The sequence below is a fragment of the Brenneria tiliae genome, assembly GCF_023347575.1.
Classification (GTDB): Bacteria; Pseudomonadota; Gammaproteobacteria; order Enterobacterales; family Enterobacteriaceae; genus Brenneria; species Brenneria corticis.
Map to the genome: position 1 here is coordinate 247,004 of NZ_JAKPCB010000095.1, position 16,970 is coordinate 263,973.

Consider the following 16,970-nt stretch of genomic DNA (forward strand, 5'->3'; position numbering starts at 1 on the left):
GACTTCCTTTAATCATCTGCACGCCGGCTTCTTATATACAGCCCGACGGCCGCTATCGCTAAGGAACCAAGAATTAATAACGTGGCAATCGCATTGATCTCCGGTTTGATGCCGCGTCTTATCATGCCGTATATCTGTACCGGCAGCGTCGTGGCGTCAACGCCGGAAATAAAATAGGTGATCACCAGATCGTCCAGGGAAATAATAAAGGCCAGCAGCGCACCGCCGATAACGCCGGGCAGGATCATCGGCAGGGTAATACGTCTGAAGGTGATCCACGGCGTGGCGCCCAAATCCGCCGAGGCTTCTTCCAGCCGGGAATCCATACCCGCCAGCCGGGCGCTGACGATAAGAAATACGTAGCTGCAGAGAAAAGTACAGTGGCCGATAATAATCGACAGCTTTCCCAGGGGAATGCCGACATGAACAAAAAATATCAATAGCGCAATACCCAGCACGATATCCGGCATCATCATGGGGATATAGAGCATCAGCCGATAAAAACCCTGCAGCCTGAAGCGGTATCTCGCCACCGCCAGCGCCGTTACCGTCCCGATTAACGTTGAGATGACGGTGGTGCTCAGCGAGACGATCAGGCTGTTTTTCAGCGCCTGCAGTAACTGGCCGGTTGAATCGATATATAGCGCGCTTTCGTTTAACCGGTTATCCAAGCCAAACAATGAGCGATACCAGTCAAAACTGAACCCCTGCCAGATCATCATATTAATCGGATTGGCGTTAAACGAATAAATTACGATCAATAACACCGGACAATAAAGAAAGATAAAAAACCCCAGGCCGTAGAGATCCAACGACCAATGCGCCAGGCGAGATAAAAAACGTTTTTTCATATTTTATCCTATGTCATCCGACTCGCCGAATCAGCCGCGGCGCGACGCTGGGAAAGATAAAAATTAACCAGCAGTACGCATAACACCATCAGCATCAACAGCATGGAGATCGCCGCGCCGAAGGGCCAGTTGCGGGCGGAGAGGAATTGCTGTTCGATCAGGCTGCCCACCATAATTACCCTGGCGCCGCCCAGCAATGAAGGAATGATAAAGTTGCCCAGCACCGGGATAAAAACCATCACCGAACCGGCAATAATTCCCGGCAGCGTTAACGGGAAGGTAATACGCCAGAATGTTTTCCACTGGTTGGCGCCCAAGTCATAGGATGCGTAAATCAGACTGCGGTCGATCTTTTGCACGCTGGCGTAAACCGGCAAAAACATAAAAGGGATATAAACGTAAACCATCCCGATTAATACCGCCGTCTCGGTATAGATCAGATTAAGCGGCTGCTGGATAATTCCCAGGCTCTGCAAAATATGATTCAGGAAGCCGGTGGGCCGCAGAATCAGCACCCAGGCGTACAGGCGCACCACCAGGCTGGCGAAAAAAGGCAGCGTAATCAGGAATAATAAAAAATTACGCACTTTTAGCGATTTGCCGCTCACCCAAAAGGCAATCGGATAGCAGACCAGCAGTGATATCACCACGCTGATTAGCGCAATGCGGATTGAGGTGGCAATGATTTTCAGATACAGAATATCGAAATCCTCAAATACCCCATCGGCCCAGCCCAGGATGCGGCCATAATTATCCGGATACAGGCTCCATTCGACGCCGCCATATAATCCCGGCGTTAAAAAACTGAACGTCACCATAATGGCCAGCGGTATCAGGAAGAACAGGCTCAATAGCAGCGTGATCGGTGATAATAATCCGAGTAACCTTAACTTTTTCGCGGCCGCCAATGTCATCATGCGCACGCTTCCCGATAAGGTAATAAGTGACAGGAAGCGATGTCATACCACAGCGTAATAGCATCTCCCGGTTTGAATAAATGCGGCGTGGTCAGGGAACGGTTGCCAATCGAAACCTTAAGCGATTCATGTTGCCCCGCCTTGAAAATAATCTCGATATCCTTACCCATAAAAATGACCTGCCGCACTATGCCGTCAATTCTGGCGTATTGCGTCTCCACGTCGTCGTTTTTCTGCAACACAAAGTGCTGCGGGCGCAATAATAGCTGCCAGCGCTGCCCCAGCTGATAGCTGGCGCCGGCCTGTTTCACGGCGCTATACAGGTCGCCGTCGGGCGTGGTCAATACCAGATGATGGGCGGCGATATCCGTAATGGATACGTCGATAAGGTTGCTTTCGCCAATAAAACCGGCGACGAAATGGTTAGCCGGCTGGTCGTAAATGGCGCTCGGATCGCCATTTTGCTGTATTTTCCCGCCGTTGAGCACGATGATGCGATCCGACATGGTCAGCGCTTCTTCCTGATCGTGGGTGACGAAAATAAAAGCGATTTTCAGCTCGCTTTGCAGGCGTTTTAACTCAAGCTGCATGCTTTGCCGCAAATTACGATCCAGCGCGGAGAGCGGCTCGTCCAGCAGCAACAGGGTCGGCCGATTGACGATGGCTCTGGCCAGGGCCACGCGCTGCTGCTGCCCCCCCGAAAGCTGCGCGGGCCTGCGTTTTTCCATCCCCTGCATCCCCACCAGCTCAAGGGTTTGCGCCACCCGGCGATTGCGCTCGCTGCGCAGCGCCCCCTGCACGTCCAGTCCGTAGCCCACGTTATCGGCGACGTTCAGGTGCGGGAATAGCGCATAGCTCTGAAATACGGTATTGACCGGCCGCTGATGGGCCGGCGTTTCATTGGCGGTTTTCCCCAGAATCCGCAACTCGCCGCTGTCCAGCGATTCAAAGCCGCTGATAATTCTGAGCAGGGTGGTTTTGCCGCAGCCGGACGGCCCCAGCAGGGTGACGAATTCATTATCCCGCACCTGCAGATTAATGCCATCCAGCGCTTTTACCCTCCCCCCTTCCGGGGTCCGGTAATATTTCACCGCGTTGTTTAAAGCAACAACCGAACGGAAGTTATGACTCTCATTCATAATAACTCCGGCAAGCGTCAGTAAAAAAATCGCCAGGATAAATAACCGGCCGCATTAATTCGCGCTGCGAAAGCGCGTCCACACCCGGTCGTATTGGCGCAGATATTGTCCCAGATCCTCAAATATCTGCAGCCGGGCGCGGACGTCGGCGGGCGGATTGGCGGCGGGATCGTTTTTTAAGCTCGCCGGCAATAAATCAATCGCCTTACGATTGGGGGTGCCGTTCATTTGCTGCGCGGTATTCATCGCCGCAATATCCGGCTTCAGAAAGAACTCCATAAATTTTTTGGCGTTCTCTTTATTCGGGGCGCTGTGCAGTACGCACATATTTTCCTGATACATGGTGGCCCCCTCTTCAGGGATCACATAGGCGAGATTATCCGGATCCTGCGAGACGTACATCAGCGCGCCGACGAAATAGTGCGCGGCGGCCACGTCCCCGGACTGCACCAGCGGAATACTTTCGTAGGTGAAGGCCGACACCAGGGGTTTTTTCGCCGTCAGCCAGTCGGCCGCCTGCTTTAAATCCTCGCCGCTATGGGTATTGACCGATTTATTATTGACGATAAGCCCGACGCTGAGCGTTTCACGCATATCGTCCAGCATGATCACTTTTTTGCCCCGCTCGGCTTCGGCAAAAAAATCGCTCCAGGAGGTGATGGGTTTATCCACCTTATTTTTATTGTAAAAAATGCCGACGGTGCCCCAGGCGTACGGCAGGCAGTACTCACCTTTGGGATCGGTTTTGGCGCGCAAAAACTGCGGGTCGATATTGCCGAAGTCCGCCGCCTGATTGATATCGGTTTTTTCCAGCAGCTTGAGCGTCGCCATCACGTCCTGCATATGGACGGAGGGAAAAACGATATCGTAACCGCTGGCGCCCGCCTGAATTTTGGCCAGCATCTCTTCATTATTGCCATAGGTATCCAGCTTTACGCTGATGCCGGTTTCTTTGGTAAACGCCGTCAATACCGCCGGATTAATATAATCGCCCCAGTTATACAGCCGCAATTCGCCTGCGGCTCGCGCCGGCAGGCTGGTTAGCATGGCTGAGGCCAGCAGAGATAAACAGACGCCCTTGGCGGCTTTTGCAACGCGAATAGACATGTTGACTCTCCGTCGAGTGGCGCCTGCCGGGAAGCATCCTCGATATGACGGGCGCCTGATTGCACGGCTGATGGCATCATGATGGAATTACCGGTTTCATTCTTGCTATCAGCGGGATTTATGACATATTTATGTCTTCAGATATACGTTTGCAATCTTTATGCCATTGGCGCTCAATTAATGGTATTTAATTACCCAATATTAAATTAATGGTATTTTAATGTCAGAAAATCAATCAGGTAAGCGCATGATTACAGAAAGAATTGAGAGTCTGGACGGTAAGTTGACGCCGGCGGAACGCACCCTGTGGGCCTATATTCAGGCCAACCTGGAAGGGATTGCGTTTGAAAATGGTGCAACCCTTGCCCAAAAAAGTGGCGTCAGCCCCAATACCGTCAGCCGCTTTCTGCGCCGCCTGGGCTATAAAGGGTTACAGGGACTGAAAGAGGACCTGCGCGACGACGTGCGAGTGCAGTCGCTGCTGAATACCACGCTGCTGGAGCGGGTTGAGCAATCGGATGACCTGACCATCCACCTCAATAAAGAGATCGACGCGCTGGTTAAATTCTGGGAGCAGCTTGGCAGCCAGCACTGGCGGGATATCGTCGAACGCGTATGCAACGCGGAGAAAGTATTTATCTGCGGCTTTCAGACCATCCGCGGAATGGCGGAGGACTTCTCCAATCGTTTATCGCTGGTGCGCTCCGACGTTGAATTTCTGGACTTATACAGCGGCGTGCTGGGCCAGTGGCTGGATAGCTATCAAAAGCATTGCTGCGTCATTTTAATCGACATCGCGCCCTACGCCGAGGCCGGCGTCTCTTTCGCCAATGAATGCATCAAGGAAAACGCCGACCTGGTGGTGTTTACCGATGAGTACGGCATCGCCAAGTATATGAATACGCCCCACATCGTGACCATGACCACCAAAACCGGGCTGATCCTGGAGTCCACCGGCGGTTTGGCCAGCGCGCTTAATGTGCTGCTGCACTGCGTCGCCGCCAAAAACAAAGGGCAGCTTAAGCAGCGGCTTGAAGCCTATGAAAATCGGGTGAAATGCCTGAAGCTTTATCGTTCATAAAAGAAGAGAAAGCCCCGCCGCCAGGCCGGGGCCGATTACCGCGACTAGGGGCGGTACACCTTCACATTGCTGAACCCCTGCTCGCGCAGGTAGAGCGCCTGCAAGCGGCTCATCACGCCGCGATCGCAGTAGAGCAGATAGGTTTTGCTCTGATCCAGCTCGCCGAACTGGGTGCTCAGTTTGTAGAACGGCACCGATTTAATCTCGGCATTATCCAGCGCCAGCGGTTTTTCTTCCTGCTCGTCCGGCGAGCGGATATCCAGCAGGACATCCGTCGGTGCAAACGCCGCCACCGTTTCCACTTCCGCCACTTCTTCGCGGGTTTGCTCGGCGATCTCGCGGATATCGATATTGCGCGCTTCGCCGACCACGCGATCGAGAATAGTGAAATCGAACCGGCTCTCTTCATGCTCGATTTTGGCTTTCACCGCTTTGACCGTCGGGCTTTTGGAGATCACCCCGCAGTATTCTGGCATCGTCTTGGCGAAATCTTCCGTTCCCAGCTCGCGCGCCAGCTTGATGATGTGCTCTTTGTCATGGGAGATCAGCGGACGCAGAATCAGCGTGTCGGAGGCGTTATCAATCAGGCGCAGGTTGGTCAGCGTCTGGCTGGAAACCTGCCCCAGCGCTTCGCCGGTGACCAGCGCCTGTACGCCGTAGCGCTCGGCCATTTGGGAAGCCGCGCGCACCATCATACGCTTGAGCACTACGCCCATTTGCCCGTCATCGACTTTTTCCAGGATCTCGCCCACCACCGGTTCGAAATCAATGGCGATAAAACGCACCCGATGCGAGCTGCCGAAGCGGTTCCACAGATAATACGCCACCTGCTTGACGCCGATTTCATGCGCCGCGCCGCCCAGATTGAAGAAACAGTAATGCACCCTGCAGCCGCGGCGCATCAGCATATAGCTGGAGACGCCGGAGTCGAAGCCGCCGGAGATCAGCGACAGCACGTCTTCCTGCGTACCGATGGGGAAACCGCCGATGCCTTCGTAGCGGGCGTTAATCAGCAGCAGCCGATCCTGGTCGATCTCCAGATGAACGGTAACCTGCGGCGAGGTGAGTTTTACCTGGGCGCTGGCGATATGCTGATTCAAACCGCCGCCGACATAGCGTTCCACGTCCTGCGAGCTAAACTCATGCTTACCGCGGCGCTTTACGCGCACGCAGAAGGTTTTGCCTTGCAGCTGTTCGCGGTACAGCGCCAGCGTTTGCTCGAAGATGTCATGGACATCGGTGTAGGTGCGATCTTCAACATCGAGAATATGGTGGATGCCGGGAATGCGCGTCAGCGCGTCGCGAATAGTCTCGCGTTGGCTCTCGTCTTTGGCGCGGACTTCGATATGATCCCAGTGACGGACGACCGCCAGCGTTTCATCATGGTGTTTTAATACGTTGCGAATGTTGCCGGTCAGAATCTTGATAAAGCGCAATCTTACGGATTGGCTCTTGATGGTGATTTCCGGGAACAATTTAATGATAAACTTCATGGTGGCTGTCGTTACTTGGTCAGAAAGGTGTAAATAAATTTACCCTGAGCGCTAAAATCACGTTATCGGTAAAATCGGCCGCACAGGGATGATTTTACCGATAGCATCCAGGGCGCGGAGTATATCATCATCCATACTTAAAGTAATTGGCGTTGCGGCAACGCCAGGCAGCAAAGGGAAGAAGATTTACCCTGCGCTTTAACCGTATAATTACGGCGGCATTCATTGGCGCGCCGCCGCAAACAGCGCCATGCCGCGATAAAGCAGCGGCGTATCAACCAGGATTCTGAAAACTATGCCCAAGAAAACCGAGCCGCCGGTGAGTTTTGAAAGCTCGCTGAGCGAACTGGAAAAAATCGTTACCCGTCTTGAATCCGGCGAACTGCCGTTGGAAGAGGCGCTGAATGAATTCGAACATGGCGTACGGCTTGCGCGCCAGGGCCAGCAGAAGCTGCAGCAGGCGGAGCAGCGGGTACAGATTCTACTGAGCGACGAACCCGATGCGCCGCTGTCGCCTTTTACCCCGGACAGTGAATAGCCATGACGGATTTCCCTGCACAATTGCACGCCCGCCAGCAGCGCGCCAATCGCGTATTAAGCCAGTTTATCTCCGCGCTGCCCTTTCAGAGTAGTCCACTGGTCAACGCCATGGGTTATGGGTCACTGTTGGGCGGCAAGCGGCTGCGCCCGTTTCTGGTTTATACTACGGGGGAACTGTTCGGCATGCCGCTGGAAAGTCTGGATGCGCCCGCCGCCGCGGTGGAATGCATTCATGCCTATTCGTTAATCCACGACGATCTCCCGGCGATGGACAATGACGACCTGCGCCGCGGCCAGCCGACCTGCCATATCAAGTTTGGCGAAGCCAGCGCCATTTTGGCCGGAGACGCCCTGCAAACGCTGGCGTTCTCCATCTTGTCCGACGCGCCGATGCCCCGGGTAACGGAGCGCTCCCGACTGGCGATGCTATCCGAGCTGGCGCAGGCCAGCGGCGTGGCCGGCATGTGCGGCGGTCAGGCGCTGGATCTGGCGGCCGAAGGCCATCAGGTCGATCTGGCCGCGCTGGAGCAAATTCATCGCCATAAAACCGGCGCGCTGATCCGCGCGGCGATCAGGCTGGGCGCGCTGGCGGCGGGCGATACCGGGCGGGCGGCGTTGCCCTATCTCGATCGCTATGCCGACGCCATCGGCCTGGCCTTCCAGGTGCAGGACGATATTCTGGACGTGGTCGGCGACAGCGCCACCACGGGCAAACGCCAGGGCGCCGATCAGCAGTTGGGCAAAAGCACCTACCCCGGCTTACTGGGGCTGGAGCGCGCCCGGGAAAAAGCCTGGGATCTTTACCGGCAGTCGCTGGCGGCGCTGGATGATTTAGCCACATCCAGCCGGGAACCACTGAATATTGCGCCATTACAAGCGCTGGCGAGTTTTATCGTCGAGCGTAATAAATAAAATCTCAGAATGAGTCTCTCATGAGTTTTGATACCGCGAAATACCCTACATTGTCGTTAGTGGAAACCCCGGAAGAATTACGTCTGCTACCGAAAGAAACCCTGCCGAAGCTGTGTGACGAACTTCGCCAATATCTGCTGGACAGCGTCAGCCGCTCAAGCGGGCACTTCGCCTCCGGGCTCGGCACCGTCGAGCTGACGGTCGCGCTGCACTATGTCTACAACACCCCGTTCGATCATCTGGTGTGGGACGTCGGCCATCAGGCCTATCCGCACAAGATCCTCACCGGCCGTCGCGATCGCATCGCGACCATCCGCCAGAAAGGCGGCCTGCACCCTTTCCCGTGGCGGGATGAAAGCGAATATGACGTATTGAGCGTCGGCCACTCCTCCACCTCCATCAGCGCCGGACTGGGCATGGCGGTGGCCGCCGAACGCGAAGGGAAAGGCCGCCGCACCGTGTGCGTAATCGGCGACGGCGCCATCACCGCGGGCATGGCGTTTGAAGCCATGAACCACGCCGGCGATATCAAATCCGACCTGCTGGTGGTGCTGAACGACAATGAGATGTCGATATCGGAAAACGTCGGCGCGCTGAATAACCATCTCGCCCAGCTGCTGTCGGGCAAGCTTTACGCCAGCCTGCGCGAGGGGGGCAAAAAGGTGTTGTCCGGCCTGCCGCCGATCAAGGAGCTGGTCAGACGCACCGAAGAACACCTGAAAGGAATGGTGGTTCCCGGCACCATGTTCGAAGAGCTGGGTTTTAACTATATCGGCCCGGTTGACGGCCATGACGTGCAGGCGCTGGCGCAGACGCTGAAAAATATGCGCAGCCTGAAAGGCCCGCAGCTGCTGCATATCATGACCAAAAAAGGGAAAGGCTATGCGCCGGCGGAGCTGGACCCGATAAGCTGGCACGCGGTGCCCAAATTCGACCCCGCCAGCGGCACGCTGCCGAAAAGCAAAGACGGCGCGCTGCCCACCTACTCCAAGATTTTCGGCCAGTGGCTACGGGAAACCGCCGCCAAAGACAGCAAGCTGATGGCCATCACCCCCGCCATGCGCGAAGGGTCCGGCATGGTGCAGTTTTCGCGCGAATACCCGCAGCAATATTTTGACGTGGCGATTGCCGAACAGCATGCGGTGACCTTCGCCGCCGGCCTGGCCGTCGGCGGCTACCGCCCCGTCGTCGCCATCTACTCCACCTTTTTGCAGCGCGCCTACGATCAGGTGATCCACGACGTCGCCATTCAGAATTTGCCGGTGCTGTTCGCCATCGATCGCGGCGGCATCGTCGGCGCCGACGGGCAGACGCATCAGGGCGCGTTCGACCTGTCGTTTTTACGCTGCATTCCCAATATGGTGATTATGACGCCAAGCGACGAAAATGAGTGCCGCCAGATGCTGCACACCGGCTACCTCTATCAACAAGGACCGGCGGCGGTGCGCTATCCGCGCGGCAACGGCAGCGGCGTCGATTTGGCGCCGCTGGCCGAACTGCCGATCGGCAAAGGCGTGGTGCGGCGTCAGGGCGACGATATCGCCATCCTCAACTTCGGCACGCTGCTGCCGGAAGCGCAAAAGGCGGCGGACAAGCTCAATGCCACGCTGGTGGATATGCGTTTCGTCAAACCGCTGGATGAGGCGCTGATTCTGGAACTGGCGAGCACCCACAACGCGCTGGTGACGCTGGAAGAGAACGCGGTGATGGGCGGCGCCGGCAGCGGCGTGAACGAACTGCTGATGGCGAAGCGAATCGCGATTTCGGTACTCAACCTCGGCCTGCCGGATAAATTTATTCCCCAGGGCGGTCAGGAAGAGATACGCAGCGATATCGGCCTGGACGCGGCGGGCATTGAACGCAGCATTACGCGCTGGCTGGCGTAAAATAGATTATCGCCGGGGCGCAAGGCCCCGGTATTTTATGCCGTTCAGATCAGAATAGCGGCCAGTGATGCCCAATCAGGTAAATAATCCCCGCGGAAATCACCCCCGCCACGATATCGTCGATCATAATCCCCATGCCGCCGTGCACATTGCGATCGAACCAGCGGATCGGCCAGGGTTTCCAGATATCCAGGCAGCGAAACACCACAAATCCGGCGGCGACCCACGGCCACTCGTTCACCGGTAATGCCATCAGGGTAATCCACATGCCGACGAATTCGTCCCAGACGATGCTGCCGTGGTCGTGGACCCCCATATCCTTCGCCGTCTGATGGCACAGATAGACGCCGATGCAGATGCTGAACATCACCAGCAGCGAATAGAGCTCCAGGGGAAGAAACGACATCGCATACCACAGCGGGATCGCCGCCAGCGACCCCACCGTGCCGGGCATCCAGGGCGACAAACCGCTGCCGAACCCCGTCGCCAGCAGATGCCAGGGATTGCGTAAACGCAGTCGGCTTTTCGCCGTTTGCGCCCCCTGAGTTTTACCCGCCAAAATGGTCATATCCCTTCCAGTTCAGTTCAACCTCTTTGTCGCCGCGGAAGAAACGCAACCCTTCCGACGCAGGTCCGACCTGCCCGATACAGGTATAGGCGGCGCCCAGATGCCCTAAGGCGATATCCAAAGCGCCGCGGTTGATTTCAGGTACGGTAAAGCACAGTTCATAATCTTCCCCGCCCGACAGCGCCCAGCGCAGCGCCTGTTCTTCGTCCACGCGATCGCGCAGCCAGTGAGAATAAGGAATGGCGTCCAGATTGAGGCGCGCGCCGCATTCGCTGGCGTTGAGGATATGTTGCAGATCGGAAATCAGGCCGTCGGAAAGATCAATCGCCGAACTGGCCAAATCACGCAGCGCCTGCCCCTGCAAGATCCGCGGCTGCGGACGCAGATGCCGCTGCACCAACGCCCGGCGGGCGTCGTCATCGTCAATGCGCAGCGTATCCTGCAAGATCGCCAGCCCGGCGGCGCTGTCTCCCAGCGATCCGCTGACATAAATCCAGTCGCCGATTTTGGCGCCGCCGCGGGTCAAGGCGCGGCCGGCGGGAACCAGACCGTAAATGGTCAGCGTCAGGCTGAGGGGACCGCGGGTGGTATCGCCGCCGATTAACTGCATGCCGTAATAATCCAGCAGCGCGAACAGGCTATCGCTATAGGCCGACAGCCAGTCGGCGTTATTTTCGGGCAGGGTAATCGCCAGGGAAAGCCAGGCGGGATCGGCGCCCATGGCCGCCAAATCGCTCAGGTTGACCGCCAGTGATTTGTAACCCAGATCGGCGGGATGGATATCGGGCAGAAAATGCACGCCGGACACCAGCGTATCGGTGCTCACCGCCAGTAATTGTTTCGCCGCGACCGCTAGCAGCGCGCAATCGTCGCCGATACCCAACGCAACATCCCGGCGCGAACTCCCGGCCCGATTGAAATAGCGGGCAATAAGGTCAAACTCACCTTTAACCATAACCTTTCCAGCCAGCGTTTAATTCAAAAGACCAGGGCCGGATATCCGGCCCTGACCCATTTATTTCTTACCCTTGCGCACCGAAGGCGCGGCTTTGTCGAGTACGCCATTAACAAACTTATGGCTATCTTCAGCGCCAAATACCTTGGCCAGTTCGATGGCCTCGTTAATGGCTACCTTGTAGGGAACATCGTCGCGTTTGCTCAGCTCAAATATCGCCAAGCGCAGAATGGCTCTTTCAACCTGCCCCAGTTCATCAAGCTGACGGGACAGGAAAGGCGCCATCAGCCGATCCAGCGTTTCTGCCTGAGTGGCGACACCCGCCAGCAGCTCGCGAAAATAGGTGATGTCGACATCTTTGACATCCTGCTCGCTCAGGAATTGGTGTTCAATATCGGCAATATCATTGTTAGACAACTGCCAGGAATATAGCGCTTGAACCGCACATTCACGGGCGCGGCGACGAGCAGCAGGTTTCACGAAATTCCCCTTACTTAATGGCTTTTAATACGTTAATCATTTCCAGCGCGGTCAGGGCGGCTTCTGCGCCTTTATTACCCGCTTTGGTGCCGGCGCGTTCAATCGCCTGCTCGATGCTTTCCGTGGTCAGTACCCCGAAAGCGACGGGCACTTCGCTATCCACGGCGATATGAGACAAACCGGAACTGCATTCGCCGGCAACAAACTCAAAATGGGCGGTTCCACCGCGGATGACCGTTCCCAGCGCGACCACCGCGTCATAACCGCCGTTTTGCGTGCTCTTGGTCAGCGCACGAACGGCTAACGGCAGCTCGTAGGCGCCGGGAACCCAAACAACGGTAATATTCTCGTCTTTAACCTGACCGATGCGCTTTAATGCGTCAATCGCGCCGTCCAACAGGCTGTCGTTGATAAAATGGTTAAAACGAGCAATCGCAATCGCCACGCGGGCATCAGGAGTAGCAACAACACCTTCAATAACGTTCATAGCTTTCCTTTATCTGGTCTTTATACCCCGCAGGGGGGCGGATTCTATCATATTCTTCCGGTTGCGTATGCGGTTTTGTCGGGCGCGCATCAGGCGCCCGATGACCCGTTTTGCGGCTTGAGCCGCAGCCGCAAATCCGGCCCTACCTGGCGAACATCGCTTATTTCGAACTCGGGAGCCTGGGACAGCCGGCTCAGCCCCGGCAGTACGCACAGCCCGCGGGCATTATCCCCCAAAAGCTTCGGCGCGAGATACACAATCAGCTCATCGACCACGCCGGCCTTTAACAGCGCCCCCGCCAGAGTGGCGCCGGCCTCCACCCAGACGGAGTTAATCTGCCGCTTGCCCAGCACCATCATCAGCGCAACCAGATCGATCCCGCCATCGTGCTGCGGCAGACTCAGCTGTTCGACCGTTTCCGGCCACGTCCGTTCATCGCTGCCCGTACGCGCCAGCCAGGTTTGCCCCGGCTGCGCAATGATGCGGTGCTGCGGCGTAACGCGCCGCCGGCCGTCAACGATAACGCGCACCGGCTGGCGGACATCCGCGGCGGCGTAATTGCGCTGCGTGTCGGCATCCAGCTCCCGCCAGCGAACCGTTAACGAGGGATCGTCCGCCAATACCGTGGCGCCGCTGCTCAGAATGGCCGCGCTTTGCGCCCGGAAGCGCTGCACGTCCTGCCGGGCCTGCGCAGAGGTGATCCACTGGCTTTCCCCGGACGCCATCGCCGTGCGCCCATCCAGCGAGGCCGCCATTTTTAGCTGTACATAAGGAAAACCGGTGCGCATACGTTTAAGAAAGCCGCGGTTGAGCTTCTCCGCTTCCGCCATCATCAGCCCATGGCCGACCGCAACGCCCGCCTGCTGCAGGCGATGCAGCCCGCGCCCCGCCACCTGCGGATTGGGGTCCTGCATGGCGACGACGACGCGCGACACCCCCGCCGCCACCAGCGCGTCGGCGCAGGGCGGGGTTCGGCCATGATGGCTGCACGGCTCCAGCGTGACGTACGCGGTGGCGCCGCGCGCCCGCTCGCCGGCCATACGCAACGCATAAACTTCGGCATGGGGTTCGCCGGCCCGAAAATGGTATCCCTCGCCGACGACCTCGCCATCCCGGACGATCACACAGCCGACATTTGGATTGGGCGCGGTGGTAAAGCGTCCGCGGCGCGCCAGCTCAAGCGCCCGCGCCATATAGGTTTCATCCTGCGGAAGTGTTAATTCGCCCTGTGGACCAACCATTCCCTGCCTCTCTTAATCCGCGGCGATTGCGCCGCTACATCATGCTTAATCCTGAAGACGGGCAATCTCTTCGCCGAACTCGCGGATATCCTCAAAGCTGCGATACACCGACGCAAAGCGGATATAGGCCACCTTATCCAGCTTCTTCAGCGCATCCATCACCAGACTGCCCACCATTTTCGCCATCACCTCGCGCTCGCCGGTGGCGCGCAGCTGGGATTTGATATGATTGATCGCCATCTCCACGTCGTCAGCGCTGACCGGCCTTTTCTCCAGCGCCTTAAGCATGCCGCTGCGCAATTTATCTTCATTAAAGGGTTCGCGCACATCGTTGCTTTTCACTATTCGGGGCATCACCAGCTCCGCCACTTCAAAGGTGGTAAAGCGTTCATTGCAGACCAGGCACTGCCGCCGACGGCGCACCTGTGAACCTTCGCCAACCAGGCGGGAATCGATGACTTTAGTGTCAACGGCGGAACAAAATGGGCAATGCATAATGCGTCCTGAGCGGTAATCCTTAACATAGCGACAGTTTACCCTGAATCGACAGCGTAACCCAAACTCCCGCGCATTGTTGCGAACCGATCCGCATCCCGCGCGGCGCGGCATGAAAAAATTCCGGCCGCCTATGACAGGCGCATAATCGCGGCTACACTGTCAACAAGGGAGATTGCAGGAACAGTAGGCAAAACATCAAAGGGGAAACAGCAATGATAACCCGCCACCCTATGCTGGCTATTTTACCGGCTTTGGTTTTTCTGGCCGGCTGCGCGCAACAGCGCCAGGTGCCGCAGTTGCAACATCAACTGGGTCAGTTAAATCAGCAGCTACAAACCCTGACCAATCAGGCGACGGCGCTGGAACAGCAAAACGCGCTGAATGCGCAATCGACTTCCGGCGTCTATTTACTGCCCGCCGCGCAAAGCCGCGCGATCTTGCAGAGCGATATCGGCCAGCTTGGCGTATCGCTCAGCGATATCGAGAGCGAGGCCAACGGCAGCCGCGCGCTGCTGCATATCCGCACCCTCGATTCGGCCCGCCTGTCCGCATTCAGCGCCCGGCTCGATTGGGGACAAATCGATCCCGTTACCGGCAAGCCGCTTCCCCGTGATGTTCAGACGCAGGCATTCGTCTTTTCACCTTCGCTGCTGCCGAAAGCCGAGACGGTGATTGAACTGCGCCTTAGCGGACTCTCCCCCGAGCAGTTGGGATTCGTTCGTTTGTATCATATTGCCGGCCAGGAGCGGACGCCGCCGCCCGTTGCCGCTATCGAGGCTCCCTGAACGGTTATCTCCCACCATAAAAAAAGGTGCCGCTGCCCCTACGTCACAATCACCCGCGATCAGCGAACGACGTGGTATCGTTGTCGCCGACGATGATGTGATCCAGCATGCATACATCCACCAGTGCCAGGGCCTCTGTCATTCTCTTCGTCAACGCTCAGTCGGCTTCGCTTGGATGGTTGTGCGCCAATACGACAGCCGCCGAATTGTTGTGCAGAGCCTTTTTGACGATTTCACGCGGATAGACTTCCGTCCTGGCAATGCTGCCGTTGCTCGATCTGTAATCTCGCCCGCTCGGTCGCCTGCTGCAACCGCTCCCCTAATACCGCACGCGGCGGCAAGGTGGTCAGGTACTCGGCTACGTGAATGCCCGATTTATCCAGTTCTAACAATTCGATCTGCTCGCGCTTTTTGCCGGTGCAAAAGATGATGCCCAGCGGCGAGGCTTCCTCCGGCTCCCGTTCGTGCTTATCCAACCAGCGTAGGTAAAGCTCCATCTGGCCCTTGTAAGCCACCTTGAACTCGCCGACTTTCAACTCCACCGCCACCAGCCGCCGCAGTTTGCGGTTGCAGAACGGCAGATCGAGGTGGAAATCCTCATCGTCGATCTGAATGCGTTTCTGCCGGGCGACGAAGGAGAAGCCCGCGCCCAGTTCCAGCAGGAAGGATTCCATGTCGCGGATGATCGCGGCTTCGAGGTCGCCTTCCTGCCAGCTATCCCGTAGCCCCAGAAAATCGAGGATGTACGGGTCACGCATGACCAGCGCCGGCGTCATGCGCTGCGCGTCGCGCAGGGTCGCCAGTTCCTGGGCGATAGTTTCGTCCGGCTTTTGGGACAGCGCCGTGCGCTCGTACAGCATCGAACCGATGCGCTCGCGCAGCGTCCGCACGCTCCAGCGTTCGGTGCTCGCCATCTGCGCGTAGTAGTCCCGCTGGAGCGGGTCTTTCAGTGGGATCAACGCCACAAAATGCGACCAGCTCAATTGTCGTGACAGTGAAACGACAATTCGCTCGTCGGGAAACGTGCCCGCGAACTGCACCATCCGGCGCAGGTTCTTGTCCGCGAAGCTGCGTCCGTAGTCGAGGACAAGCTGCACCGCCAGGGACGGCAGGATTTCTTCACCGTACCCGGCCCGCTGGCCAGCCAGCACCTCCGTATGGATACGCTGGCCGACACGCCAGAACAACAGGGTCAACTCTGCATTGACCGTCGAGGCGACGCGCTGGCGCGACGCATCGATCAGCGCCCTAATGTCGCCCAGCAGCGCTGATGGTGATGCAGGCGACTTAATGGATGCCTTGCGTCTGGTCATACCGTCTCCTCCTCAGTTGGCGGGCGTTCGGTGTCGGTGATCGCTTTACGCCTGTTCGTCACCAGATCGGCAGCCTTGCGTACAGGATCATCCTCGGTATGGACGAACGCATAAACATCGCCACGGTTTTATGCCCGTTTTCATCATCGCCGCCACGTCCAGTCGCTGCACGTCCATGACTTTCATTCTCCCCAATATCGAGATGATGTTACGATCAATGACGTCCTGATAGCCATCCTGGGTGCTGGGCTTATTGCGAACTTTGGAATAGTCCTCCATAAATTTTGCACGTCGGCGCCTTGCGTGTAGCCGCTTTAGCCGCGCTGGGGTCGACGCCTTTGCGAACCTCCGCCATCCAGTCCTGCGCTAGAGTTCGAGCCTGCTTGATTTTCGCCATGATGACTCCTCGAAATACTCGATTTCCGGGGAGCCCCTTAAGAGCCAGGCAGCAGGAAATCGAATCAGGTTTCGTAAGGCACCGGCATATAGTTAATCTTTGTAACCCATTGGCACACTTGCTGTAGCGGGCTTCAGCGTAAATCGACCAATTTCGGTGCTGGAGTCAGCTTGAAATAAAAAATCGCCAGGAGCCTGAGGAATCCCCACAAATATTAAAGAGGCAGGAACATTCATGGCATTCAACGATCTGATAAATCGCCAAATTCAAAAGGTCGGAGAACACCATGAATGCCTGCTCATTATTACACGACGTTATCG

Annotated in this window: 18 protein-coding genes and 1 pseudogene; 5 read left to right on the plus strand and 14 right to left on the minus strand. The window is 57.0% G+C overall.

All coding sequences use genetic code 11. From position 1 onward, the window contains the following. Positions 1–8 precede the first annotated feature (8 nt). The 4 genes from MFP24_RS09775 to MFP24_RS09790 are packed head-to-tail and all read right to left on the minus strand — an operon-like array spanning position 9 to position 4,014. Positions 9–851, minus strand: coding sequence for an ABC transporter permease (locus MFP24_RS09775; protein WP_249229998.1), 843 nt, complete (start codon positions 849–851; stop codon positions 9–11). An 8-nt stretch (positions 852–859) separates the two neighbouring features. Beyond that, entirely contained in the window at positions 860–1,768 is a 909-nt protein-coding gene (locus MFP24_RS09780; protein ID WP_249229997.1) for an ABC transporter permease, read from the minus strand. Further along, positions 1,765–2,907, minus strand: coding sequence for an ABC transporter ATP-binding protein (locus tag MFP24_RS09785; protein ID WP_249229996.1), 1,143 nt, complete (start codon positions 2,905–2,907; stop codon positions 1,765–1,767). The genes MFP24_RS09780 and MFP24_RS09785 overlap by 4 nt, the downstream gene beginning before the upstream one ends. A gap of 54 nt (positions 2,908–2,961) precedes the next feature. Continuing rightward, the gene (locus MFP24_RS09790) at positions 2,962–4,014 is read right to left on the minus strand and encodes a polyamine ABC transporter substrate-binding protein (RefSeq protein ID WP_249229995.1); all 1,053 of its coding nucleotides are present in this window, start codon (positions 4,012–4,014) and stop codon (positions 2,962–2,964) included. Between the two features lie 247 nt (positions 4,015–4,261). Between MFP24_RS09790 and MFP24_RS09795 the strand changes: the two genes are divergently transcribed. Continuing rightward, entirely contained in the window at positions 4,262–5,095 is an 834-nt protein-coding gene (locus MFP24_RS09795; RefSeq protein WP_249229994.1) for a MurR/RpiR family transcriptional regulator, read from the plus strand. A 44-nt stretch (positions 5,096–5,139) separates the two neighbouring features. On the opposite strand, the gene thiI is transcribed toward MFP24_RS09795, so the two are convergent. Then, entirely contained in the window at positions 5,140–6,588 is a 1,449-nt protein-coding gene (gene thiI / locus MFP24_RS09800; protein WP_249229993.1) for a tRNA uracil 4-sulfurtransferase ThiI, read from the minus strand. Positions 6,589–6,883: 295 nt separating this feature from the next. On the opposite strand from thiI, the gene xseB reads away from it, so the two are divergent. Genes xseB through dxs form a run of 3 tightly spaced genes read left to right on the plus strand, consistent with a single transcriptional unit; the run spans position 6,884 to position 9,926 of the window. Further along, a complete protein-coding gene (gene xseB, locus MFP24_RS09805) occupies positions 6,884–7,126 on the plus strand; it encodes an exodeoxyribonuclease VII small subunit (protein WP_249229992.1) in 243 nt (80 codons plus the stop codon). A 2-nt stretch (positions 7,127–7,128) separates the two neighbouring features. After that, positions 7,129–8,040: a (2E,6E)-farnesyl diphosphate synthase gene (gene ispA / locus MFP24_RS09810; RefSeq protein WP_249229989.1), complete on the plus strand. Its 912-nt coding sequence runs from the start codon at positions 7,129–7,131 to the stop codon at positions 8,038–8,040. Positions 8,041–8,060: 20 nt separating this feature from the next. Next, positions 8,061–9,926, plus strand: a complete 1,866-nt coding sequence (gene dxs, locus MFP24_RS09815; protein WP_249229986.1) for a 1-deoxy-D-xylulose-5-phosphate synthase — start codon at positions 8,061–8,063, stop codon at positions 9,924–9,926. Between the two features lie 49 nt (positions 9,927–9,975). On the opposite strand, the gene pgpA is transcribed toward dxs, so the two are convergent. The 6 genes from pgpA to nrdR form a co-directional block, all read right to left on the minus strand. After that, a complete protein-coding gene (pgpA, locus tag MFP24_RS09820) occupies positions 9,976–10,494 on the minus strand; it encodes a phosphatidylglycerophosphatase A (RefSeq protein WP_249229984.1) in 519 nt (172 codons plus the stop codon). Then, entirely contained in the window at positions 10,475–11,449 is a 975-nt protein-coding gene (thiL, locus tag MFP24_RS09825) for a thiamine-phosphate kinase (protein WP_249229982.1), read from the minus strand. Before thiL ends, pgpA begins: the two co-directional genes overlap by 20 nt. Positions 11,450–11,509: 60 nt before the next feature. Continuing rightward, complete coding sequence (gene nusB / locus MFP24_RS09830) at positions 11,510–11,929, minus strand: transcription antitermination factor NusB (protein WP_009114050.1); 420 nt, start codon at positions 11,927–11,929, stop codon at positions 11,510–11,512. Positions 11,930–11,939: 10 nt separating this feature from the next. Continuing rightward, positions 11,940–12,416, minus strand: coding sequence for a 6,7-dimethyl-8-ribityllumazine synthase (gene ribH / locus MFP24_RS09835; protein ID WP_249229981.1), 477 nt, complete (start codon positions 12,414–12,416; stop codon positions 11,940–11,942). Positions 12,417–12,505: 89 nt separating this feature from the next. Continuing rightward, the gene (ribD, locus tag MFP24_RS09840; RefSeq protein ID WP_249229979.1) at positions 12,506–13,657 is read right to left on the minus strand and encodes a bifunctional diaminohydroxyphosphoribosylaminopyrimidine deaminase/5-amino-6-(5-phosphoribosylamino)uracil reductase RibD; all 1,152 of its coding nucleotides are present in this window, start codon (positions 13,655–13,657) and stop codon (positions 12,506–12,508) included. A gap of 45 nt (positions 13,658–13,702) precedes the next feature. Further along, on the minus strand, positions 13,703–14,152 hold the full coding sequence (gene nrdR, locus MFP24_RS09845) for a transcriptional regulator NrdR (RefSeq protein ID WP_249229978.1): 450 nt from the start codon (positions 14,150–14,152) through the stop codon (positions 13,703–13,705). Positions 14,153–14,367: 215 nt separating this feature from the next. On the opposite strand from nrdR, the gene MFP24_RS09850 reads away from it, so the two are divergent. Further along, the gene (locus MFP24_RS09850; RefSeq protein WP_249229976.1) at positions 14,368–14,940 is read left to right on the plus strand and encodes a SadB/YajI family lipoprotein; all 573 of its coding nucleotides are present in this window, start codon (positions 14,368–14,370) and stop codon (positions 14,938–14,940) included. A gap of 49 nt (positions 14,941–14,989) precedes the next feature. On the opposite strand, the pseudogene MFP24_RS09855 reads toward MFP24_RS09850, so the two are convergent. The 3 genes and pseudogenes from MFP24_RS09855 to MFP24_RS24395 all read right to left on the minus strand — a co-directional run. Beyond that, positions 14,990–15,208 (minus strand): annotated as a pseudogene (locus tag MFP24_RS09855) (JAB domain-containing protein); the annotation flags it as partial. Beyond that, the gene (locus MFP24_RS09860) at positions 15,174–16,253 is read right to left on the minus strand and encodes a PDDEXK nuclease domain-containing protein (RefSeq protein WP_249229975.1); all 1,080 of its coding nucleotides are present in this window, start codon (positions 16,251–16,253) and stop codon (positions 15,174–15,176) included. The pseudogene MFP24_RS09855 and the gene MFP24_RS09860, both read right to left, overlap by 35 nt. 87 nt (positions 16,254–16,340) lie before the next feature. Then, positions 16,341–16,532, minus strand: coding sequence for a tyrosine-type recombinase/integrase (locus tag MFP24_RS24395; RefSeq protein WP_428978760.1), 192 nt, complete (start codon positions 16,530–16,532; stop codon positions 16,341–16,343). Between the last annotated feature and the right edge of the window lie 438 nt (positions 16,533–16,970).

What these genes read in the sequence shown, in the direction of transcription:
- xseB (WP_249229992.1), top strand. Translation starts at nt 6,884, where the DNA reads ATGCCCAAGAAAACCGAGCCGCCGGTGAGTTTTGAAAGCTCGCTGAGC.
- MFP24_RS09775 (WP_249229998.1), bottom strand. Translation starts at nt 851, where the DNA reads ATGAAAAAACGTTTTTTATCTCGCCTGGCGCATTGGTCGTTGGATCTC.
- MFP24_RS09850 (WP_249229976.1), top strand. Translation starts at nt 14,368, where the DNA reads ATGATAACCCGCCACCCTATGCTGGCTATTTTACCGGCTTTGGTTTTT.
- MFP24_RS09790 (WP_249229995.1), bottom strand. Translation starts at nt 4,014, where the DNA reads ATGTCTATTCGCGTTGCAAAAGCCGCCAAGGGCGTCTGTTTATCTCTG.
- thiI (WP_249229993.1), bottom strand. Translation starts at nt 6,588, where the DNA reads ATGAAGTTTATCATTAAATTGTTCCCGGAAATCACCATCAAGAGCCAA.
- MFP24_RS09785 (WP_249229996.1), bottom strand. Translation starts at nt 2,907, where the DNA reads ATGAATGAGAGTCATAACTTCCGTTCGGTTGTTGCTTTAAACAACGCG.
- MFP24_RS09860 (WP_249229975.1), bottom strand. Translation starts at nt 16,253, where the DNA reads ATGACCAGACGCAAGGCATCCATTAAGTCGCCTGCATCACCATCAGCG.
- nrdR (WP_249229978.1), bottom strand. Translation starts at nt 14,152, where the DNA reads ATGCATTGCCCATTTTGTTCCGCCGTTGACACTAAAGTCATCGATTCC.
- MFP24_RS24395 (WP_428978760.1), bottom strand. Translation starts at nt 16,532, where the DNA reads ATGGAGGACTATTCCAAAGTTCGCAATAAGCCCAGCACCCAGGATGGC.
- ispA (WP_249229989.1), top strand. Translation starts at nt 7,129, where the DNA reads ATGACGGATTTCCCTGCACAATTGCACGCCCGCCAGCAGCGCGCCAAT.
- thiL (WP_249229982.1), bottom strand. Translation starts at nt 11,449, where the DNA reads ATGGTTAAAGGTGAGTTTGACCTTATTGCCCGCTATTTCAATCGGGCC.
- MFP24_RS09795 (WP_249229994.1), top strand. Translation starts at nt 4,262, where the DNA reads ATGATTACAGAAAGAATTGAGAGTCTGGACGGTAAGTTGACGCCGGCG.
- ribD (WP_249229979.1), bottom strand. Translation starts at nt 13,657, where the DNA reads ATGGTTGGTCCACAGGGCGAATTAACACTTCCGCAGGATGAAACCTAT.
- MFP24_RS09780 (WP_249229997.1), bottom strand. Translation starts at nt 1,768, where the DNA reads ATGATGACATTGGCGGCCGCGAAAAAGTTAAGGTTACTCGGATTATTA.
- dxs (WP_249229986.1), top strand. Translation starts at nt 8,061, where the DNA reads ATGAGTTTTGATACCGCGAAATACCCTACATTGTCGTTAGTGGAAACC.
- pgpA (WP_249229984.1), bottom strand. Translation starts at nt 10,494, where the DNA reads ATGACCATTTTGGCGGGTAAAACTCAGGGGGCGCAAACGGCGAAAAGC.
- ribH (WP_249229981.1), bottom strand. Translation starts at nt 12,416, where the DNA reads ATGAACGTTATTGAAGGTGTTGTTGCTACTCCTGATGCCCGCGTGGCG.